The organism is Sphingobium boeckii, from assembly GCF_014199215.1.
Classification (GTDB): Bacteria; Pseudomonadota; Alphaproteobacteria; order Sphingomonadales; family Sphingomonadaceae; genus Sphingobium_A; species Sphingobium_A boeckii.
On the sequence record NZ_JACIJC010000006.1, the window covers coordinates 52,542 to 73,015 of the forward strand.

Annotated in this window: 24 protein-coding genes, 1 tRNA gene, 1 pseudogene and 1 riboswitch; of the genes and pseudogenes, 17 read left to right on the top strand and 9 right to left on the bottom strand. The window is 61.9% G+C overall.

The window, feature by feature from the left end; all coding sequences use genetic code 11:
- Nucleotides 1-40 precede the first annotated feature (40 nt).
- From FHS49_RS17755 to rpmG, 3 genes are all read right to left on the bottom strand, one after another.
- Nucleotides 41-610, bottom strand: coding sequence for a cob(I)yrinic acid a,c-diamide adenosyltransferase (locus tag FHS49_RS17755; protein WP_184021718.1), 570 nt, complete (start codon nt 608-610; stop codon nt 41-43).
- A gap of 4 nt (nt 611-614) precedes the next feature.
- A complete protein-coding gene (locus tag FHS49_RS17760) occupies nt 615-842 on the bottom strand; it encodes a twin transmembrane helix small protein (protein ID WP_184021444.1) in 228 nt (75 codons plus the stop codon).
- Nucleotides 843-1,020: 178 nt separating this feature from the next.
- On the bottom strand, nt 1,021-1,188 hold the full coding sequence (rpmG, locus tag FHS49_RS17765) for a 50S ribosomal protein L33 (protein WP_184021448.1): 168 nt from the start codon (nt 1,186-1,188) through the stop codon (nt 1,021-1,023).
- A 191-nt stretch (nt 1,189-1,379) separates the two neighbouring features.
- On the opposite strand from rpmG, the gene FHS49_RS17770 reads away from it, so the two are divergent.
- The 4 genes from FHS49_RS17770 to FHS49_RS17785 all read left to right on the top strand — a co-directional run bounded on the left by FHS49_RS17770 (nt 1,380) and on the right by FHS49_RS17785 (nt 3,684).
- Entirely contained in the window at nt 1,380-1,682 is a 303-nt protein-coding gene (locus FHS49_RS17770; protein WP_184021451.1) for a hypothetical protein, read from the top strand.
- A gap of 22 nt (nt 1,683-1,704) precedes the next feature.
- The gene (locus tag FHS49_RS17775; protein ID WP_184021454.1) at nt 1,705-2,271 is read left to right on the top strand and encodes a TMEM165/GDT1 family protein; all 567 of its coding nucleotides are present in this window, start codon (nt 1,705-1,707) and stop codon (nt 2,269-2,271) included.
- Nucleotides 2,272-2,390: 119 nt separating this feature from the next.
- On the top strand, nt 2,391-2,891 hold the full coding sequence (locus FHS49_RS17780) for a Dps family protein (RefSeq protein WP_184021457.1): 501 nt from the start codon (nt 2,391-2,393) through the stop codon (nt 2,889-2,891).
- 27 nt (nt 2,892-2,918) lie between these two features.
- A riboswitch (yybP-ykoY riboswitch) is annotated at nt 2,919-3,104 on the top strand.
- Between the two features lie 10 nt (nt 3,105-3,114).
- A complete protein-coding gene (locus tag FHS49_RS17785; protein ID WP_184021721.1) occupies nt 3,115-3,684 on the top strand; it encodes a TMEM165/GDT1 family protein in 570 nt (189 codons plus the stop codon).
- Here the strand turns inward: FHS49_RS17785 and FHS49_RS17790 are convergent.
- Entirely contained in the window at nt 3,681-4,502 is an 822-nt protein-coding gene (locus FHS49_RS17790) for a metallophosphoesterase (RefSeq protein WP_184021460.1), read from the bottom strand. The two genes, FHS49_RS17785 and FHS49_RS17790, sit on opposite strands and share 4 nt — an antisense overlap.
- A 70-nt stretch (nt 4,503-4,572) precedes the next feature.
- Between FHS49_RS17790 and FHS49_RS17795 the strand changes: the two genes are divergently transcribed.
- The gene (locus FHS49_RS17795) at nt 4,573-4,746 is read left to right on the top strand and encodes a DUF1328 domain-containing protein (protein ID WP_184021463.1); all 174 of its coding nucleotides are present in this window, start codon (nt 4,573-4,575) and stop codon (nt 4,744-4,746) included.
- A gap of 55 nt (nt 4,747-4,801) precedes the next feature.
- Complete coding sequence (locus tag FHS49_RS17800) at nt 4,802-6,385, top strand: cisplatin damage response ATP-dependent DNA ligase (protein ID WP_184021467.1); 1,584 nt, start codon at nt 4,802-4,804, stop codon at nt 6,383-6,385.
- A gap of 112 nt (nt 6,386-6,497) precedes the next feature.
- Here FHS49_RS17800 and FHS49_RS17805 read toward each other — a convergent pair whose 3' ends face one another.
- Together FHS49_RS17805 and FHS49_RS19865 are read right to left on the bottom strand one after the other, a co-directional pair.
- Nucleotides 6,498-7,667, bottom strand: coding sequence for a Yip1 family protein (locus FHS49_RS17805; RefSeq protein ID WP_184021470.1), 1,170 nt, complete (start codon nt 7,665-7,667; stop codon nt 6,498-6,500).
- Nucleotides 7,668-7,835: 168 nt separating this feature from the next.
- Nucleotides 7,836-8,672, bottom strand: coding sequence for a cold-shock protein (locus tag FHS49_RS19865; protein WP_184021473.1), 837 nt, complete (start codon nt 8,670-8,672; stop codon nt 7,836-7,838).
- A 210-nt stretch (nt 8,673-8,882) separates the two neighbouring features.
- On the opposite strand from FHS49_RS19865, the gene FHS49_RS17815 reads away from it, so the two are divergent.
- The 4 genes from FHS49_RS17815 to FHS49_RS17830 are packed head-to-tail and all read left to right on the top strand — an operon-like array spanning nt 8,883 to nt 11,519.
- The gene (locus FHS49_RS17815) at nt 8,883-9,686 is read left to right on the top strand and encodes a TerC family protein (RefSeq protein ID WP_184021476.1); all 804 of its coding nucleotides are present in this window, start codon (nt 8,883-8,885) and stop codon (nt 9,684-9,686) included.
- 31 nt (nt 9,687-9,717) lie between these two features.
- The gene (locus FHS49_RS17820) at nt 9,718-10,335 is read left to right on the top strand and encodes a ribonuclease D (protein WP_184021478.1); all 618 of its coding nucleotides are present in this window, start codon (nt 9,718-9,720) and stop codon (nt 10,333-10,335) included.
- The gene (locus FHS49_RS17825) at nt 10,328-10,963 is read left to right on the top strand and encodes an LPS export ABC transporter periplasmic protein LptC (protein ID WP_184021480.1); all 636 of its coding nucleotides are present in this window, start codon (nt 10,328-10,330) and stop codon (nt 10,961-10,963) included. Before FHS49_RS17820 ends, FHS49_RS17825 begins: the two co-directional genes overlap by 8 nt.
- A 10-nt stretch (nt 10,964-10,973) precedes the next feature.
- On the top strand, nt 10,974-11,519 hold the full coding sequence (locus FHS49_RS17830; protein WP_184021482.1) for an LptA/OstA family protein: 546 nt from the start codon (nt 10,974-10,976) through the stop codon (nt 11,517-11,519).
- A gap of 3 nt (nt 11,520-11,522) precedes the next feature.
- Here the strand turns inward: FHS49_RS17830 and FHS49_RS17835 are convergent, their stop codons facing one another.
- Together FHS49_RS17835 and gmk are read right to left on the bottom strand one after the other, a co-directional pair.
- Complete coding sequence (locus FHS49_RS17835) at nt 11,523-11,744, bottom strand: hypothetical protein (protein ID WP_184021484.1); 222 nt, start codon at nt 11,742-11,744, stop codon at nt 11,523-11,525.
- A 136-nt stretch (nt 11,745-11,880) separates the two neighbouring features.
- The gene (gene gmk, locus FHS49_RS17840) at nt 11,881-12,531 is read right to left on the bottom strand and encodes a guanylate kinase (RefSeq protein ID WP_184021486.1); all 651 of its coding nucleotides are present in this window, start codon (nt 12,529-12,531) and stop codon (nt 11,881-11,883) included.
- Nucleotides 12,532-12,594: 63 nt separating this feature from the next.
- Between gmk and FHS49_RS17845 the strand changes: the two genes are divergently transcribed.
- Nucleotides 12,595-13,173, top strand: coding sequence for a DUF2585 domain-containing protein (locus FHS49_RS17845; RefSeq protein WP_221240577.1), 579 nt, complete (start codon nt 12,595-12,597; stop codon nt 13,171-13,173).
- A 9-nt stretch (nt 13,174-13,182) separates the two neighbouring features.
- Here FHS49_RS17845 and FHS49_RS17850 read toward each other — a convergent pair whose 3' ends face one another.
- Nucleotides 13,183-13,677, bottom strand: a complete 495-nt coding sequence (locus FHS49_RS17850) for a MarR family winged helix-turn-helix transcriptional regulator (protein WP_184021492.1) — start codon at nt 13,675-13,677, stop codon at nt 13,183-13,185.
- Between the two features lie 59 nt (nt 13,678-13,736).
- Here FHS49_RS17850 and FHS49_RS17855 point away from each other — a divergent pair, with 59 nt between their 5' ends.
- From FHS49_RS17855 to FHS49_RS17880, 6 genes and pseudogenes are all read left to right on the top strand, one after another.
- Nucleotides 13,737-14,834 carry a branched-chain amino acid aminotransferase gene (locus FHS49_RS17855; protein WP_184021495.1) on the top strand — a complete coding sequence of 366 codons (1,098 nt, stop codon included), beginning with the start codon at nt 13,737-13,739 and terminating at the stop codon, nt 14,832-14,834.
- 83 nt (nt 14,835-14,917) lie between these two features.
- Nucleotides 14,918-14,992: transfer RNA gene (locus tag FHS49_RS17860), tRNA-Gln, on the top strand.
- A gap of 193 nt (nt 14,993-15,185) precedes the next feature.
- Nucleotides 15,186-16,346, top strand: coding sequence for a DNA cytosine methyltransferase (locus FHS49_RS17865; RefSeq protein WP_184021498.1), 1,161 nt, complete (start codon nt 15,186-15,188; stop codon nt 16,344-16,346).
- Between the two features lie 243 nt (nt 16,347-16,589).
- Nucleotides 16,590-17,192: pseudogene (locus tag FHS49_RS17870) on the top strand (GIY-YIG nuclease family protein); the annotation flags it as partial.
- Between the two features lie 149 nt (nt 17,193-17,341).
- On the top strand, nt 17,342-17,539 hold the full coding sequence (locus tag FHS49_RS17875; RefSeq protein WP_343053019.1) for a hypothetical protein: 198 nt from the start codon (nt 17,342-17,344) through the stop codon (nt 17,537-17,539).
- A 218-nt stretch (nt 17,540-17,757) separates the two neighbouring features.
- On the top strand, nt 17,758-20,370 hold the full coding sequence (locus FHS49_RS17880; RefSeq protein WP_184021501.1) for a TonB-dependent receptor: 2,613 nt from the start codon (nt 17,758-17,760) through the stop codon (nt 20,368-20,370).
- Nucleotides 20,371-20,474: the final 104 nt, after the last annotated feature.

Sequence of the window (20,474 nt, forward strand, 5' to 3'; positions counted from 1 at the left end):
CGAACATATCAGGAACAATGCGCTGGCGAAAGCCGATAGTTCAGCGCGAAGCGCCCGGCACCCATAATATGTCGCCTTCCCCGTCCGCATTCAACGCGCGGCAGGAGACGAATAGATGATCGGACAAACGATTGAGATAGGTGAGCGCCGCCGGATTGAGGTTGACGCCATGCGAGGCGGCGACGGCGGTGCGCTCGGCACGGCGCACGATCGCGCGCGCCAGATGCAGCGCCGCCGCGCCGGATGATCCGCCGGGCAGGATGAAGCTGCGCAAGGGAGCGAGGCTTTCGTTCATGGCGTCGATCTCGTCTTCGAGCCGCGACACCTGGGCGGGCGTGATCCTGAGCGTCATTTCGCCGGGTTCGAAACTGTCCCCGGGAGTCGCCAGATCAGCGCCCAGATCGAAGAGATCGTTCTGGATGCGGCGCAAGCGGATGGCGTGATCGCCCTCGGCAAGGGACGCCACCGCCAGCCCGATCGCGCTATTGGCTTCGTCCACATCGCCGATCGCCTGCATTCGCGCATCGGTCTTGGCCACGCGCGAGCCATCGACGAGGCCGGTGGTGCCGTCATCGCCGGTGCGCGTATAAATCTTGTTGAGCTTGACCAGCGGATCAGTTCCCGCGACTGAGCAGCATCAGCAGCGCGACGAGCAAGACCGCGACACCCTGGAAAGTGACGCGCATCATCATCGCCTTATTCTGTTTCTGCGCGGAAATGCTTGGGCCGGTGCCGTTCAGATCGGCTTCGGTGGCTTTGAGGAAAGCGACGATGCCCTTGATCAAGGCAAAGACGGTGGCCCCCATGGCGAGGACCAGAAGGATGATGATGAATGTGTTCATGCGCCGAATGTAGGCGCGATGGCGCGGGATTCCAATGGATTTTCGGGCGGGTCTGAAAGGATGAAACAGACCCGGCCCATGACGCCCGCAGGCGCTGGAATCCCGGATGCGCCGCGCCGCCCGGAGCGGCGCAGGCCCGCTTGCGCGGGAAACCGGAGAGCCATGCTCCCCGGCGCGCTTACTTGATCTTGGCTTCCTTGAAATCGACATGCTTGCGCAGGACGGGATCATATTTGCGGAAGCTGAGCTTTTCGGTCTGGGTGCGCGGATTCTTCTTCGTGGTGTAGTAGAAGCCGGTGCCTTCAGAGCTGACGAGCTTGATCTTGACGGTGGTCGGCTTTGCCATGACCCGAAACCCTTTTGTGAGAAACTGAAAAACAAAAAGCGGCGAAAGCCCGCCGCTCGTTCAAGGGCGGGCAATTGCGCGAAAGACTCCCGAATGTCAACCCGCAATGGCTTTAGTGAAACCTTAACCAAGTGCGCGCATGTTACCTTATAGAGCAATAGGGGTCTGACATGGGCATCGCGGCGGAGACAATGACGATCGTCAGAAGCGGCCTTTGCGATCGCATAGACCGGCTGGCGCATGATCTGCCGCATATGAGCATGGGCCAGCTCTGCACCGGGATCGACGACATCCGCCGCACGGCGCTCACCTATGGCCTTGATCCCGTCGTCCAGCTCGCGCGCGGGCTGGAAACCGCGCTGGCGGACGCCAACGGCACCGGCGTCGTGCTGCCCTGGCTCGATACGATGCGCGACGCCGCCGGGTGCGAGCGCATCGACGCCGAGGCCAGTTCGGCCTGGCTCGCCTCGATCAATGTCCGCATGGCCGGCTGACGCCGGTCCAGAACCAGCGTTTATGGACGCCCTGCTCTGCGCGTTCATCGCGGGCGCACTCGCCGAAACAGGCGACAAGACCCAGCTTCTCGCGCTCGCGCTTGGTCTGCATTTCCGCCGGTTCATCCCCGTCATCGCCGGAATTGCGCTCGCCGCGCTCGCGAATATGGGGCTGGCGGCCATCGCGGGTGCCTTTGCTGCCCCCCTGCTCACGCATCAGGCGGCCACATTGCTGCTGGCGCTCGCCCTGCTGTTCGCGGCCTTTGGTGCGCTGTGGCGGCAGGAGGCGGCGGGGCCGATCGACCGCTGGAGGTTGGGCGCGTTCGGCACCAGCCTGATCGCCTTCTTCATAGTGGAACTGGGCGACAAGAGCCAGTTTCTGAGCTTCGCGATCGCGGCGCGAAGCGGTTCTCCGTGGCTGACGATGATCGGCGCAACGGCTGGGATCGCCCTGACCAGCGCAGCGGCGATTCTGGTCGGAAGGGATTTCGCACAGATTGCGCCGGTCCGCGCGATCCGGACGGGCGCGGGAATCCTGTTCTTGATCGCCGGTATGATAGCCGCGCTTTCGGCGCTGCGGCTGATTTAGACTTTCGATCAGCAAGACCGAAAAATTCGCAGCGTATTGCGTGAAATCAATGCGACTTTTCTCATGCTTGGTCGTTATGCTTCCGATTCGAAATTCCACGCATTCAAATGGAGGATATTATGGCCAAAGGCGGCAAGGAAAAGCTCAAAACCCCGACCGATCTGGGAGACAATGCCACCAAGACAGTCGCCCAGGCGCTGAACGGCATCCTGGCGGACAGCTATGCGCTCTATTTCAAGACCAAGAATTTCCACTGGCATGTGTCCGGACCCCATTTCCGCGACTACCATCTGCTGCTGGATGATCAGGCTGCGCAGATCTTCGCCACGACCGATGCCATCGCCGAACGCGTGCGCAAGACGGGCAACACCACATTGCGCTCCATCGGCGACGTTTCGCGCCATCAGACCATCAAGGATAATGACGCCGAATTCGTGTCGGCACCCGCGATGCTGGCCGAATTGCGCGAAGACAATCTGGCGCTGGTCGCCTCGTTGCGCGAAGCCAAGGATATCGTGGACGAGGCCAAGGACAATGCCACCTCGGGCATTCTCGACGAATGGACCGATCAGGCCGAAGAGCGCGCCTGGTTCCTGTTCGAAGCCAGCCGCACGGGTTGACCGCGCAAAGCTAGCCGCCTAATCGCCTCCGCAGTCACCCGGGGAGTAGCCCGCCACGTCTCAGGACGTGGAAATCGCGTCAACATACTTGGTCGAGAGACCATGGCGCGATCAGGGCCAGCCAGCGCTGGTCCAGGCGAGACCGATGATGCCGCACCTCCGCTTGCCGGGCGGGGGGATGCGGTGTCGTTGGTTCAGCCTGTCGCCCGGCCTGGAATTTCAAATGGACATCATCCTTTCCTCCACCCTGCTCGTGGCTTTTGCCGAAATCGGCGACAAGACCATGCTGCTCGCGATCGTGCTGGCCTGCCGCTATCGCCGGCCGGCCCCGATCATCGCGGGCATCTTCGTGGCGACCATCGTCAATCACGCGCTGGCGGCCTGGGCCGGGGCCGCCGTGGCGGGGCTGCTGGAGGGCTATTGGTTTCGCCTGGCCGTGGCGCTCGGCTTCATCGCCATGGCGGCCTGGACGCTGGTGCCCGATACGCTGGATGATGATGACGCGCGGACGCCCGACCGCTTCGGCCCGTTCCTCACCACCACCATCGCCTTTTTTGCGGCCGAAATGGGGGACAAGACCCAGGTGGCGACGGTGGCGCTGGGGGCGCAATATCATGCGGTGGCGCTGGTCGCGATCGGCACCACGCTGGGCATGATGATCGCCAATGTTCCCGCCGTATTCCTGGGCGAGCGCGTCACCCGCGTCGTGCCGATGAACGCGGTACGCCTGGCGGCGGCGGCGATCTTTGCGGCCATCGGGATCTGGGCGCTGTGGGAAATCTTCCGGAGTTAACGCCCCAGTTCGATCAGCCACAGATCGGGCGGCACGCCGAACCGCAGCGGAATGATGCTGGTCCCCAAGCCAGCGGTGACGATCACCATCTGCTGATGGTCACGGATGACGCCGCAGGCGAAGCGTTCGCCATAATGCGAGGCGGTGGTGATGCGCCCGATGAAGGGTAGCCGGATCTGCCCGCAATGCGTGTGCCCCGCGAGCACCAGGCCGACGGGGCCGGGCAATGCGGGCACGATATCGGGGCTGTGGGTCAGCACGACGCGCGGCCCGTTCAGCGCATCCATCGCGCGCCAGGTTGCGGCCAGATCGGCATGTCGGCTGATCCGGTCGTCCACCCCGCCGATCACGAGCGGGCCGCGCCTGACCGCCTGATTGGTGAGCAGCGTCACCCCCGCTTTGGGCACTTCGCGGCGAAACGCGACCGTATCGCGCCAATGATCGTGATTTCCCAACACGGCGATGGTGCCCAGCGGTGCGCGCAACCCTTTGAGTGGGGCCACGGCTGCGTCCACACGATAACGCCGCATCCCCAGGAATTTGTCGCTGACCATATCGCCCGCGATGAAGACGATATCGGGCTTGAGCGCATTCACCTGCGCCACGATCCGCGCCAACCTTTCGGGCGGCATATCCGGGCCGGCCACATGCAGATCGGACATCAGCACGGCGCGGAGCGGCGGTGCATCCTGCGGCCAATCCGGCAGCATGATGCGCGCGGTGCGCACGATCGGATCGCGCGTCGCCTGCCAATAGCCCCAGCCGGGCAAAGCGACGGCGACCAGAAGGATGAGGATCAGGAGCAAGCGGAATTTCATGGATGCTCCGCGTGTAACGGAACCGTTCCGCTGCGCCAACGGTTCTCGAAATATTCCAGGAGACACCATCATGCTCAAGACTGCCCTCATCTTTCTCGTCGCCGGCGTGATCCTCGCCGCGCTCGGTTTCGGCGGTATTGGCGGCGCGTTCGTCGGCATCGCCAAGATCCTGTTCTTCATCGCGATCGCGGTGTTCGTGATCTTCCTGGTGCTCGGCCTGATGGCGGGCAAGAAGGCGCTTTAGCGGCCGGCCGGGCGTGATGGCTTTTGCGCCCGGCCCCGCTTAACATCGCCGACTGATGCACGCCTTCTCCGCACTCCTCGACCGGCTGATCTATACGCGCTCGCGCAATGCCAAGCTCAAGCTGATCGGGGATTATCTGAAGGTGACGCCCGATCCCGATCGCGGCCTGGCCATGGCCGCGCTGACGGGCGATCTGAATATTCCCGCCGTGAAGCCCGCGATCATCCGTGCCATGGTGGACGCGCGTGTCGATCCCGTGCTGTTCCGCATGAGCCGTGATTATGTGGGCGATACCGCAGAAACGGTGTCGCTGATCTGGCCCGATCCGATCACGCCGCCCGAAGGGGAGGCGGACCTTAGCCTGTCCGGCATCATCGCCCGCCTGGCCGCGCTGTCCCGCTCCGATGCGCCCGCGGTGCTGGCCGACCTCCTTGATCGGCTGACCCCGGAAGAGCGCTTCGCCATGCTCAAGATGGCGACGGGCGCGCTGCGCATCGGCGTTTCCGCACGGCTGGCCAAAACCGCGCTCGCCAACGCCTTCGGGCTTGATGTGGATGCGGTAGAAGAGGTGTGGCATGGCCTGCGCCCGCCTTATGCCGAATTGTTTGATTGGGCCGAGGGGCGGGGCGATCAGCCGACCGCCGCCGATGTTCCGGTCTTCCGCTCCTTCATGCTGGCGCATCCGCTGGAGGAGACGCGTGTGGATATGGCGGACTATGCCGCGGAGTGGAAATGGGACGGCATTCGCGTCCAGATGGTGCGCGTGGCTGGTCAGACCCGGCTCTACAGCCGCGCCGGCGACGACATCACACACAGCTTTCCCGAAGTTGCCGCGCAATTTACCGCGGAAGGGGTGCTTGACGGCGAATTGCTGGTGAAGGGGGAGGCGCAGGGTGGTGAGGGTGGCGCGGCCAGCTTCAACGCGCTGCAACAGCGGCTCGGACGCAAGACCGTATCGGCGAAGATGCTGAAGGATTATCCCGCCTTCGTGCGGCTTTACGACATATTGTTCGATGGCGCGGAGGATCTGCGGGCATTGAGCTGGACCGACAGGCGCGCGCGGCTGGAGGCATTCGCGCCGGGGCTCGATCCCGAACGGTTCGATCTCTCGCTCATCATCGAGGCGGCGGATTTCGAGGCGCTGGAGGCGATCCGCGGCAATGCGCGCGACGCCGCGATTGAGGGCGTGATGCTCAAGCGCCGGGACAGCGCCTATGTCACCGGGCGGCGCGTGGGCCTGTGGTATAAATGGAAGCGCGATCCGCTCACCGCCGATTGCGTGATGATGTATGCCCAGCGCGGCAGTGGCAAACGGTCTAGCTTCTATTCGGATTACACCTTCGGCTGCTGGACCGAGGCGGGTGAGTTGCTCCCCGTGGGCAAGGCCTATTCGGGCTTTACCGACGAGGAATTGAAATCGCTCGACCGCTTCGTGCGCACCCATACGCTCAACCGTTTCGGCCCGGTGCGCGAGGTGGAAAAGACGCTGGTGCTGGAGGTGGCGTTCGATTCTATCCATGAGAGCAAGCGGCACAAATCCGGCGTCGCGATGCGCTTTCCGCGGATATCGCGAATCAGGACGGACAAGCCCGCGGCGGAGGCAGACCGGATCGATACGCTACGGCGGATGATCGGTTAGCCCAAGACTGAATTGAACGCCGTTTGTCCCGAGCGCAGTCAAGGGACCTAGGCTTGGCCCCAGGTGTCTCGACTGCGCTCGACACAAACGGATTGGGGGCGCGTTGACCGCCCTATTTCGCCAGCGCTTCGAACTGCCCGATTCCCATCGCCGCCACCGCGCCTTTCAGCGCAGCCATCTCCACATTCTCGCCGTGCGCGGAGAGCATGAAGCGATCGGCGACCACCACGCTATATTCGCCGCGCTTTGAGGGGCCGTCCCAGCTTTCGGTCGTCATCCGTCCATCCACCTTGCCCATTTTCTCATAACCCGTCTCGGTCTGCTTGGTGGATTCCACGTTCAATGCGCCGCCCAGGGCGGCCAGCGCGCCGACGGCGGCCATGTCGGTGATTTCCAGCCGGATGGATTGATCGCCGGTGGTGTAGCGCGCCTCGGCCTGCGATCCACCGATCCCGCCCGCCCCCGCCGAGGCGCTGGAGACTTCGCTGCGCGCCATGCCGGGCAAGGCGACGGGCAGCAACGCCTGAAGCTGGCCCGGCTCGATCGCCGCCGTCGCCTGGCCATTCTGGGCCTTGGCAGCCGCCGCTTCGATCTGTTTGGATGCCGCCTCCAATTTGCCGAGATCGACCGAACCCACGCCGGGAATGGCAAGCTCTCCGGAAATCTGATCCGCAGGCGCGGCGCGCGACGCCAGACCGATGAGCGGTGCCGAAAGGGCACCGACGATCAGGAACATCACAAGCGCCACGATCATGCTCACCACCGTATAGCCCATCGCCTGATCCTGCGGCGCCTTCATCAGGCGCGGCAGCCCGAGATAGAGAAGATAGAGGCCGTAAAGGCCAAGGAGAGAGAGAAAGCCGAGCGCGGGGATCAGGAGGAATATCCCTGCCACCCATGACGCCGTGCCCGAATAGGCGGCGACCTTGAAGGCCTGCACCCGATCGGGCGTGGCGTTGAAGCTGGGTGCGAGCCAGTCGATCACCAGCGCGAGCAGATAGACGCCGGCGAGCGTCAGTGCATAGCTGATCGCCGCGCCGGTGACGGCGCCAGTGACGGACGGCCGCACGCTGATGCCGAAGGCGCTATGCCCGATCAGCAGGCCGCCGATCAGCCCGCAGACGGCGGGGATGGCGGCGAGGATCATCACATGGTTGCGATAGATTCCGCCGATCGTGGCGGATTCGCTGTCGATGACCGCCCACTCGGCCTTGGGCTGGAGCAGAATATTCTTCGTGCGGGTGATGATCGCCGCCTGAGGCTTCACGTTCAGATTGTCCATGGGACCGGTCTCCTTGTTCGCCACAGGATTAGACGCGGACCGAAGGCTCTTTTGTGATCATCCTCACACCACAGCAAATTTTTGCAAGTCCGAAGGCGGGCGCACAGCAAAAAGCCCGGCGCGCTTGATGCGCACCGGGCTTTCCGCAATCTTCAAGGCGATCAGACCTTAGTCGTGCTTCGAGGCCAGATTGACCGCTGCATATTTGCCGCGGCGATCGACTTCGATGTCGAACTCGAGCCGGTCACCCTCATTGAGGTTGGTCATGCCCGCGCGTTCAACGGCGCTGATGTGAACGAAAGCGTCGGCCTGTCCGTCATCGCGCTGAATGAAGCCGAAGCCCTTCATCGCGTTAAAGAACTTTACCGTGCCGGTGCCGCGTTCGCCCGTAAGCTGACGCTGCGGCGCACCGCCGCGATCGCCGCCGGCAAAACCGCCTGCGCCGCCTGCGGGACGTTCCGTGCGTTCCCGCGGCGGACCGCGATCTTCCACGGGGAGCGGTTCGCCGTCGATCTTCAGATCGGTGGCCGAAACGCGACCACCGCGATCGACCAGCGTGAATTCGAGCGGCTGGCCTTCGGCCAGGCCGGTCAGACCGGCCTGCTCGACAGCGCTGATGTGCACGAACACGTCTTCGCCGCCATCATCACGGACGACGAAACCGAAGCCCTTCTGGCTGTTGAAGAATTTGACCACGCCTTTGCCTTCGCCGACGACCTGGGCTGGCATACCGCCGCCACCACCGCCACCGCCGCCACGCGGGCCGCCGAAGCCGCCGCCGGCCGGACGAGGCGCGCCAAAGCCGCCACCACCGCCGCCGCCGCCGAAGCGATCACCGCCGCCACCGCCACCGCCGCCGAAACGATCGCCGCCGCCGCCGAAACGGCTACCGCTGTTGCGATCTTCAAAGCCGCCGCCGCCGCTGAAATTATCATCGCCGAAACCATCGCGCTTGTCTCTGCCGCGCCCGCCGCGCTCTCCGCGGCGTCCTCTATCGAAAACCATGCCCTGTTAGTCTTTCCCGGTTCGCCCATAATCCATTCAGAACCTGCACGCCGGGCGATGGGCGCAGATGCCCTGGCGCGAAAACCCAACGCGCCGTGATTCGTCTTAGACGATATTGTGTATATGAGCGACAAATTTAATCAATGCCAGCACGATAGGACCAGTTGTGCTCTTGCAGCCATGATCTCCCGCGGGCACATATTGGCCATCATGACGGATATCCTCGCGCTCTTTTCCGACCCCGCCGTCCTGGCAGCCCTGATCACGCTTATCGTGATGGAGGTGGTGCTCGGGATCGACAATCTGATCTTCATCTCGATCCTGTCCAACAAACTGCCCGAATCACAACGGCAAAAGGCGCGCCGAATCGGCATCGCGCTGGCGCTGGTGCTGCGGCTCGGGCTGCTGTCGATGATCGCGTGGATCGTGGGGCTGACCGCGCCGGTGTTCGATCTGGGGATCGTCGGCCCGCCGGGCACCAATGGGGAGCCGGCGTTCGAAACCGAATTTTCATGGCGCGATCTGATCCTGATCGCGGGCGGCCTGTTCCTGGTCTGGAAAGCGACGACCGAAATTCATCATGCGATGGATCCGGTGCACACGGATGACCTGCTGGACAAGGAATCGCCCGTGGTGTCGCTCACCTTCGGCAGCGCCATCGTCCAGATCCTGCTGCTCGATATGGTGTTCTCGATCGATTCGATCCTGACCGCGGTGGGCATGACGGACCATCTGCCGGTGATGGTGATCGCGGTGATCTTCGCGGTGGGCGTGATGCTGGTCGCCGCCGATCCGCTGGCGAACTTCATCAATCGCAATCCCACGGTGGTGATGCTGGCGCTGGGTTTCCTGCTGATGATCGGTGCGGTGCTGATAGGGGACGGTTTCGGCGTGCATGTGCCCAAGGGCTATATCTATGCGGCCATGGCTTTTTCTGCGCTGGTGGAGACGCTCAACATCTTCTCCCGCCGCGCGCAGGCGAAGAAGGCAGCGGCCAGCAACAGGGGAGATTGAGCGGCGGGCCTTTAGCGCGTAAGGCCCGTGCATGACCGTATATTTCCATGAAGAAGATTTGCCCGCGGATGTCCTCGCGCCGGGTGCCGTTGCCATCGATACCGAGACGATGGGGCTCATCACCCCGCGGGACCGGCTCTGCCTGGTGCAGATATCGGACGGGCAAGGGGATGAGCATCTGGTGCGCTTCGGGCCGCAGAGCGATTATGCCGCGCCCCATCTGCGCGCCGTGCTGGCCGACCCATCACGGCTGAAGCTCTATCATTTCGGGCGGTTCGATATTGCCGCGCTCAAACATTATATGGGCGTGCTGACCGAGCCGGTCTATTGCACCAAGATCGCCTCGCGCCTGATCCGCACGTATACGGACCGGCACGGCCTGAAGGAACTGGTCAAGGAAATCCTCCAGACCGATATTTCCAAGCAACAGCAAAGCTCCGATTGGGGCGGCGCTGAATTGAGTGAGGCACAGCGCGAATATGCCGCATCGGACGTGCGCTATCTCCATCGGCTGAAGGCCGAGCTGGACGTGCGGCTGGCCCGCGAAGGCCGGGCCGAAATCGCCCAGGCCTGTTTCGATTTTCTCCCCCACCGCGCGCTGCTCGATCTGCAGGGCTGGCCGGAGGTGGATATCTTCGCCCATGCCTGAGATTGCCGTTCCCGTCCGCAGCCACAGGCAGGTGTGGGCGGCGCCCGGCAGTTCGCATGACCGGCTGGTGGGGTTTCTCGGCTGGCTGCTGCCCAGCGCGATCGGCGTGCTGGTGGCATTCCTTGCGATCGCCCCGCTCACCAAGGGCAATGAAGTGAGCTTCGTGCTGGACAAGAATAAGGTGGAAGTCGCCAAGGAACGGATGCGGGTCACCAAGGCGGTGTATCGCGGCGCGGATGGCAAGGGGCAGCCCTTCACCCTCAATGCAGGATCGGCGGTGCAGAAAAGCTCCAACGATCCGATCGTCAATCTGTTCGATCTGGTCGCTTCGATCACATTGCCCGATGGCCCCGCCGTGCTCACGGCGGGACGCGGGCGCTATGACATGGATCAGGAGAATGTCGCGGTTGACGGTCCGATGCTGTTCACCGCCGCAGACGGCTACCGGCTCGAGACGAGCGACGTGGGCGTGGATCTGAAAAGCCGGCAGGTGACGGGCACGGGCGCGGTGAATGGCAAGATGCCGCTCGGCACGTTCAGCGCGAATACGATGCGTGCCGATCTCGGCGCGCGGACGGTGATACTCGATGGGCGCGCACGGCTCCGGATCGTGCAGGGGGCGAAATAGGATGAAGACGATGCGGATAGCGATGCTGGCAGGATTGGGCGCTTCGATCGGGGCGGTGGCGCTGTTGGGCGTGCCCGCGATCGGCCAGTCGGTCGGCAATCATAATTCCAACGCGCCGGTGGATGTGGCGGCGGATCGCATCGAGGTTCAGGACCGCAGCGATCGCGCGGTCTTTTCGGGCAATGTTCAGGTGCGCCAGGCGAATCTCGCGCTGGACGCCGCCCGCGTGACCGTCGCTTACGCCAATGGCGGCGGCGGGCTGGATATCCAGCGGCTCGATGCTTCGGGCGGTGTGGTGGTGCGCAGGCCGGGCGAAACCGCGCGGGGCAGCGTCGCGATCTATGACGTCAACCGGCGGCTGATCACGATGGTCGGCGGCGTCGCGCTTCAGCAGGGCAGCAACACCATCAATGGCGGCCGGCTCGTGATCGATCTGGCCAGCGGCCGCAGCGTGATCGACGGCAGCACGGTGGGTGGCGGCGGTGCGGTGACGGGCACCAGCGGCGGCCGCGTCACCGGCCGGTTCACCGTGCCCGAACGCAAGACGGGCAATTGAGGATCAGATAATCCCGCCGCCGATCGAAAGGCGGATGATCCCGATCACGATCACCACGATGCACAGATTGCGCCCCGTGTTGCGGCTGGACATCGCACCGAGCGCGAGACCGACCAGAGCGATCGGGATGACGATCCAATTGGCCCAGCCGAGCAGGGGAATGAAGGCGGGTATCGCCAGCAGCAATGCGACCAGGCCGATCAGGATCGAGGCGATATTGAGCATCAGACATTCACTCCTTGTGGGACGGTCCGCGGCGGGAACCGGCGGATGATGCAAAGGTCACCCGCGATCGGACGTGATTGAAATCCACGCCCTTTCCGCCGCGTGGTCAACAGGCGGGCCGGCGCGGAGTTCCGCCTCAGCGGGTCAAGGCGCGCACAAAGCCGATCAACCCGGTCTGGCGGCTGCGCTTGAGCCGCTCCGCGCCCAGGATGGTTTTCACCTTCTCGAAACAGCTTTGCGCATCATCGTTCACCAGCACATAATCATAGCCGTCCCAATGCGCGATTTCCGCGGCCGCCCGGTCCATCCGCGCCGCGATCACCTCTTCCGAATCGGTGTTGCGACCGCGCAGGCGGCGCTCCAGCTCTTCCAGCGAGGGCGGGAAGATGAAGACCCGCGCCACGTCTCCGCCCGCAATCTGGTGAAGCTGCTGCGCGCCCTGCCAGTCGATATCGAACAACACGTCGCGGCCTTCGCTCAGCATCTTGTCCACCGGAGCGTGCGGCGTGCCATAGCGATGGCCAAACACATGCGCCCATTCCAGAAATTCGTGGTTCGCCGCCATTTCCTTGAAGGTGGGCAGATCGACGAAATGATAATCCACCCCGTCCACCTCGCCCGGCCGCATCGGCCGCGTGGTCGCGGACACGGACATGGACAGGCTGGGATCGGCGGCGAGCAGCTTGCGCGCGATGGTCGATTTGCCTGCGCCAGAGGGCGAGGAAAGAATGAAAAGAACCCCGCGGCGCTTGAAGCCATGCGGGTCGGGCTGGATCGTATCGGGCATGGCCGCTAGTGACGTGGCAAGCGCGCGCCGTCAATCTTGGCGTGCGGGGGCAGGGGGATGGACATGGCGACGAAACCTTCGATCGGCGATATCGGCGCGCGGCACTGGGCGGTGGTCGCTGCGATCCTCATCGGCATGGCCATGTTCCTCCTGTGGATGGGGCGTAACCCGATCTGCACCTGCGGCACTGTCGAATTGTGGCACGCCGCGCTCGATTCGGGAAACAGCCAGCATATCGCGGACTGGTATACGCCGAGCCATATCATCCACGGTTTTCTCTTTTATGGGGCCGGCTGGCTGCTGCTGCGCCGGCGTCCGCCCGGCGAACGCCTGATCCTGGCGGTTTCGATCGAGGCGGCGTGGGAGATGCTGGAAAATTCGCCGATCATCATCAACCGCTATCGCGATGCGACGATCGCGCTGGGCTATACTGGGGACAGCATCATCAATTCCGTGGCGGACGTCGCGTGGATGGCGCTGGGCTTCGCCTTCGCCCGGCGCGTTCCCGTGTGGGTTACCGTCGCGGTGGCGATCGGGTTCGAACTGTTGGCGCTCGCGGTGATTCGCGACAATCTGACGCTGAACGTGCTGATGCTGGCCTGGCCGATCGAGGCTATCAAGCTGTGGCAAAGCGGCGGCTGAACCGCGACCTCAGGACTTGCGCAGCCCGGCCACCACGTCGCGCTCACTCTCGGGAATCAGCCCTTCCAGCACCTGCCAGAAACCGGCGACCGATCCCTGACCCGCCTGCGCATAAGCCGCGGAAACCTTTTCGCGCAGGGATTCGAACAGCCGCGCTTCCAGGGCGCTGCCTTCCGCGGTCAGCCGCAACAGCCTTTGCCGCCGGTCGCTCGTGCCCGTGCGTTGCTCCACCAGCGCGCGGCCGGCAAGATCATTGAGCACGCGACCAAGCGACTGCTTGGTGATCGCCAGTAGCCGGAGCAATTCGCTCACCGTGAGATCGGGCTGGCGCGCGATGAAATACAGGGCGCGGTGATGCGCGCGGCCAAGCCCCTGCACCGAAAGCTCGTCGTCGATCGCGCGGGTCATGTGGCTATAGCCGAAATAGAGCAGCTCCACGCCGCGGCGGATTTCGGGTTCGCGCAGGAAAAGCGGCGACGCGCTGCTGGACGTTGGGACAGCCATATTGACGTATCTAGCCTTGCGTCCTAGTCCAGCGCAACCCACAGAAAGAGGGACATAGCATGTCTTCCGGCGCCCTGCCCGTTTTTACATTCGAACCCAATACCGCGCCCGTCGCTGCTGAAGAGCGCGCGCAGCGGCTGATCGGTCCGGCCTTCGGCCGCGTGTTCACCGATCATATGGCGGTGATCCGCTATAGCGAAGACAAGGGCTGGCACGATGCGCGGATCACCGCACGCGGTTCGGTGCAGATGGATCCCGCCTCTTCCGTGCTGCATTATGCGCAGGAGATTTTCGAAGGCCTGAAGGCCTATAGCCGGCCCGATGGCGGCGCGGCACTGTTTCGCCCGGATGCCAACGCGCGGCGCTTCAATGCGTCTGCACGCCGCATGGCAATGCCGGAATTGCCCGAAGCGCTTTTCCTGGAATCGATCCGCGCTTTGGTGCGCACCGACGCCGCCTGGATCCCGCAGGATGAGGATGGCGCGCTCTATCTTCGCCCCTTCATGTTCGCGAGCGAAGTGTTCCTCGGCGTGAAGCCCTCGGCCGAATATCTCTACATGGTGATCGCATCCTCGGTCGGCGCCTATTTCAAGGGCGGTGCGCCCAGCGTGTCGCTGTGGGTGACGCGCGAATATACCCGCGCCGCGCCGGGCGGCACCGGAGCCGCCAAATGCGGCGGCAATTACGCCACCAGCCTGATTGCGCAGGCGGAAGCGATCCGCAACGGCTGCGATCAGGTGGTGTTCCTTGATGCGGTGGAGCGTCGCTATGTCGAGGAATTGGGCGGCATGAACATCTTCTTCGTGTTCGAAGATGGGTCTATGCTCACCCCGCCGCTCACCGGCACGATCCTGCCCGGCATCACCCGCGATTCGATCCTGACGCTCGCGCGCGATCTGGGGATCACTGTGCGCGAGGAACTCTATTCGCTCGAACAGTGGCGCGCCGATGCGGAAAGCGGCAGGCTCACCGAGGCTTTCGCCTGCGGCACGGCCGCGGTGGTCACCCCGATCGGCAGCGTGAAGAGCGCCGAGGGCGGCTTCACGATCGGCGGCCAGTCCGCCGGGCCGCTCACGCAGCGGATCCGTTCATCGCTGGTCGATATCCAGCGCGGCAAGGCGGCGGATCCCTATGGCTGGATTCAACAGATACTGTGAAAAAGCGGGGATGGCACCGGTTCGTCGCCATCCCCCCTTTCCACCGGCGTTTGCCCCGCTATAAGGCGCGGCGCGCATCCTGCTGGGGCGTCGCCAAGCGGTAAGGCAGCGGCTTTTGATGCCGCCATGCGCAGGTTCGAATCCTGCCGCCCCAGCCAGTCAGTTAAACGCTTATAAATCAAAGTTATATCTCCTGTCTGTCATTGTGTGAATCTGTTCCCTAAAACGGGAATTGGCGGGAGCGAGCCATTTCAATTGCTAATCACGACCCGCTTTGTAACCAGTCAGTTGACGGCGTTTTGTCATTATCTTAAGAGAAGAACATAAGAGGAACGAAAGGGCTAACTATCGATGCCGCAGTTCTACGAGTTCTTTGCTGGCGGCGGGATGGCGCAAGCTGGTCTCGGCCATCATTGGGCGTGCCGATTCGCCAATGACTTCGATGAGATGAAGGCCGCGACTTATTGCGCCAACTGGGGCGGCGAACATATGGTCTGCGGGGACGTGAACGATATTAAGCCGGGAGATGTGCCGGAATTGGCGGATCTCGCCTGGGCATCGTTCCCTTGCCAAGACCTGTCGTTGGCAGGAAATTATGCGGGGATTGGCGCGGCTGATTCAGGTAGTCAAACACGCTCAGGTGCTTTTTGGGCGTTTTGGAAGCTGATGCTCGGCCTAAAAGCCGATGGCCGCGCGCCCAATATGATTGTGTTGGAGAACGTGTCCGGCGTCCTCACAGCCAATAAAGGACGCGACTTCGCCGCTATTGGGGATTGCATCGCGCGCGCCGGATACAGATTCGGTGCCGTGCTGATCGATGCCATACACTTCGTGCCTCACTCCCGCCCGAGGGTATTTATCGTCGCGATCAGGGCCGATCTTACGATCCCCGACGACATCCTTACGGCGTCTCCGATCTTGCCTTGGCACCCCGGCCCACTCGTGGCGGCGTTTGGAGGCATGACCGACAGTGCGAAAGATGCTTGGCTGTGGCTGAATCTCCCTACGCCTGACATTCAACGGAGAAGGAAGCTAGAGTCCATCATTGATGATAATCCAGAGGGACTTCGGTGGCATACATCTTCAGAGACGGATCGTCTTATTTCGATGATGAGTGAGCGGAATCTCGGCAAGCTCGAAAGGATGAAGAGCCGCGGCCAAAGGACGATTGGCACAATTTACAAGCGAACCCGCCAGGGTCAGCAGCGGGCAGAGCTTCGGGATGACGGCATCTCCGGATGTCTGCGCACTCCCGCAGGAGGTTCGTCACGGCAACTTATCCTCGTGGTCGATGGCGAACGGGTCCGTTCCCGGCTGCTCGCGCCCAGAGAGGCTGCGCGGCTTATGGGGTTGCCAGATCAATATAAACTGCCGAGCAATTATAATCACGCTTACCACGTCGCGGGAGACGGGGTTGCCGTTCCTGTCGTGCGGCATCTGGCTGCATTCATCTTGGAGCCGGTGCTGCAGATGCAGGCCATCACTCGTCAATACGCCGTTGCGGCGGAATAGACGGTGAATGAATCCGATGATGGGCAAAGCGATATGCTTGCTGCTCTATCGCTTGGAGTGGCCTCGGCTGAAATGCTACTCGATACCCGCGACCCACCTTTTGACACTACAGAACTTCGTCGTGGTCTGAAGGCATTCTTCGCGCGGCCCCTGTCTGAGTGACCTGAGCTCTTTCCCGATCCACCTTTAACGGACGGTAAAAAGCCGGCGGTTGCATCCTTAGGCTCGGTCAAGTGGGGCGTTTACGCGTTCGTAGATTATGACGGAGAGCCAATCTATGTCGGTCAAACTCGCGAGAGTCTGTCGGGTCGCGTGGGAAGGCATCTGACTAATCAGCGTACTGACGCGGTCGCGATGTCGGTTCTTGATCCTTATGAAGTGAAACAGATCAGGGTTTGGCCGCTTCTCCAATACCAGAAGATCATAAAGAAGGATGACCCTCAAGGCTGGGAGGATGCCGTGGTGCATCTCAATAGTCTCGAGCGCCATGTATTTGAGATACTGGTGGAAAAAAGCCGGTTCAACGCTATCCTCAATGAGAAGAACCCCCCGCCGGCCCAGCCGTGCGAGGTGCCGCCAGTGATCGATCAACCTCCAATTATCACCGGCGAAGTCGCGAGGCTCCGATCTCATCCAGACACCCGGATTGCGCGGCGTGCTATGGTGATATCGAGGTTGGCGCAGGTCATTGCAGAGCGAGAACTTCGCACTCCGGGCTTGCGTCGGACGCTTGCTACTCAGGCGGTCCGCCTTCAATGGCTCGCAGCCGAGCGCTTTAAGGCACTGGGCGGTGAGCGTCTCGTCGAAACGCGCGCAAAGAATGAGGGTGACGACGCGAGCGCTTAGCGTCGGCAGCATCGTGCGCTTTAGCCTACTTCCGCTGCCGCTTCAGGATATGAACCGGCGCGAGTATTTTTGGTCGGTTTGCGGCGTTTGACTCTGGAATCGGCGGGCGTGGTGGTTCATGATGCGGCGGCATGATGGAGAGTGTGAGCGTGAGTGACGAACCCGGACTGGACGAAGCCGACCATGAGGAAGATGGCGCGGAAGCGCTGAAGCTGGCCAAGGAGGCCGCTGCGGCCAAGGCGCGGCTCTACAAGAATGTGGGCATCGGCATGGGCGTCGGGGTGGGATCGGCCGCATTGGTCGCCGCCTTGCTCTATGCGAACCGCGGCAAACCCAAGGGCGAATAAGCCCGGAATTCCTTCATTTTTTACAAAATGTCTCCAGGGCGCAGCCTTGCGCCGTGCGGCGAGTGTTGCGCATTTGCATCGCCCCTGAAAGATTCATGAACGCTGTCATCTGCGCGCAACAATTCGGGCTTTAAGGAGCCGCGAGTTTGCTGCACTGCAACGGTATTGGCAAATTGCGAATCTTGCACGCGTGGCTTCGGCTGCCAAGGGGACAATATATGAAGAAGACATTGCTTTACACGGTGGCGACCGCTGCCCTGATGATACCGGGCGCCGCATTCGCGCAGTCGACCGGCTCGATCGATTTCGACGAAGGTTCGGAAATCGTCGTGACGGGGGCGAGCGTCAACGATGGCGTTGCGGGCGTCGTGGTTCCCGATACAACTAAAGCCAAGGCAGTATTGAACCAAGAGTTCATTGCTCGTCAGACGCCTGGCCAGTCGGTCAACGACATCATCAACCAGCTCCCCGGCGTCAGCTTTCAGAATAACGATCCGTTCGGCTCTGCTGGCGGCACGATGACCATCCGTGGTTTCGACAATACGCGCATCAGCCAAACCTTCGACGGCGTCCCTCTGAACGACTCGGGTGGTTATGCGATCTATTCGAGCCAGCAGCTCGATTCCGAGCTGATCGAGCAGGTCAACGTCAACCTCGGCACCACCGACGTGGACAGCCCCACCGCAGCGGCCTCCGGTTCGACCGTCAACTATCGCACACGCAATCCTACCGATGAATTCAGCGTTAAGGCTGTCGGTTCGGTCGGCGATTCCCAATTTTTCCGCATCTTCGGATCGGTCGATACCGGGGTGTTCACCGCTGTTGGGACCAAGGCATTTTTCGCGGCTTCGAAATCAACGAACGATGTGCTGTTTAGCAACCGTGGTATCATCGACAAAATGCAGCTCAACGCCAAGGTCTATCAGCCGCTCGGCGACAATGGAGACTTCATCTCGGTTGCTGCCCATTATAACGAAGCGCGTAACAATCGCTTCGGGTCGGTGACGTTCCGCGACGATAGCGTTGGCGCTGTTCCCAGCCGGTTCCCGAATAATCGCGACGAACGCGATTATGTTATCCCATATTGCACCACCACGATGCCAGCCATCGCTGGCACGGCAGACGCGGCGACGAGCTGCGGCTCAACTTTCGACGAGCGCCTTAACCCGTCAAACACGGGCAACATTCGCGTCAATTCTCGCTTCACATTGGCCGATGGCCTCGTGCTGAGCGTTGATCCGAGCTTCCAATATGTCCGCGCAAATGGCGGCGGTACGGCTGTCGGCCGCGAGGGCTTTCGCGACATTAACCCAACGGGCGGCACTGGCACATGCGGCACCGCAGCCGGGGCGATCACACCAGCGATCTACTGCTCCGCTGGTTATCTTGCGGGTTCTCCCTATTTCGGCCGGGATCTCAATGGCGACGGTGATTCGCTTGACTCGGTTCGTGTGGCTGCGCCCAGCGAAACAAATACTCGTCGTTATGGCCTGATCTCGTCACTGCGTTATGATATCAACGACCAACACACCGTTCGTATTGCGTATAGCCTTGATTATGCCCGCCATCGTCAGACCGGCGAAGTCAATTTCCTCGCCGTCGATGGTCAGCAGGTCGTTCCGTTTCCTGAAACGAATAACCCGCTTCAGGACGTAACTGGTGCGGTTCTTCAGAAACGTGACCGTCTTTCGAAGGCAATCCTCAATCAGGTCTCGGGCGAATATCGCGGCCAGTTTGGTGCTCTGACGGTCAATGCAGGCGTCCGTGCTCCTTTCTTCAAGCGTGATCTGACAAACTATTGCGCTACCTCAAGTGCGACCGGCTTCGTCGAATGTTTTGGTTCGAACGCTGCGGGTGCAACCCAATATGGTACGCTGAACCCCGCCATTCAGGGGCCGCAGCGTCGCGTGCTGAAATATAACAAAGTGCTGCCAAACGTCGGTCTTGTTTTTGATGTTGCCTCGTCGGCAAGCGTTTTCGGCAACTATTCGAAGGGTGTGCAGGTGCCGGGCACGGACAATCTGTACAATAGCTTCTTCTTTGCTGCGAACACGCCTTCGGCAAACCCAAGTCCAGAGACAACGGACAATTTCGACGTTGGCGTTCGCTACCGCACAAGTCGTCTGCAGGCGCAGGCTTCGGTATGGTATACGAAGTATAGCAACCGTCTGGCTTCAGCTTATGACCCCGAGACAGACCGGACACTTTATCGGAATCTCGGACAGGTTGATAAATATGGAGTAGACGGTAGTATTTCTTATCGCCCCACAGACTTCTTCTCGCTTTACGCCTTCGGTTCGTATCTTAAGTCAAAGATCAAGGACAACGTGCTGTACGGCGAATGCACAGCGCTGAACGCGGCGATCGGCTGTACTGCAATCGGGCAAGAGATTTTTGCGCAAACCGCCGGCAAGCGTGAATCGGGTTCGCCGGTTTACACGTTTGGTGGTCGTGCGCAGGCCAATCTCGGCTTCGTAGAACTGGGCGTCCAAGCCAAACGCACCGGTCCTCGCTACGTCAACGATCTCAATCAGCCTTTCACGCTTGGCGGCACGATCTCTGGCGGCGTCGCAACTGGCGGTACGCAGGTTTATGGAGCGAAAGCTCCAGCTTACACGCTGGTTGATCTTGACCTTCGCTTGAGCGCTGCGCCGCTTGGGCTTGGTGATAAGACCTATTTCCAGCTCAACGTGACCAACGTATTTGACAAGCTCTATGTCGGTGGCTTCGATGGACGTCTAGACTCGGGCTTCGTTGCCGCAAGCAACTTGCCGTTCGTGCAGATCGGTGCACCGCGAACCTTTATCGGCTCGGTCGTTATCGGGTTCTGATTTACGTCAGATAAAAAAGTAAGGCCGCCGTCCCGCAAGGGGCGGCGGTTTTGCGTTGGAGCTTTCGGCGCACGGATCGCCGTGGCGGCGTCGATTGCGAGATG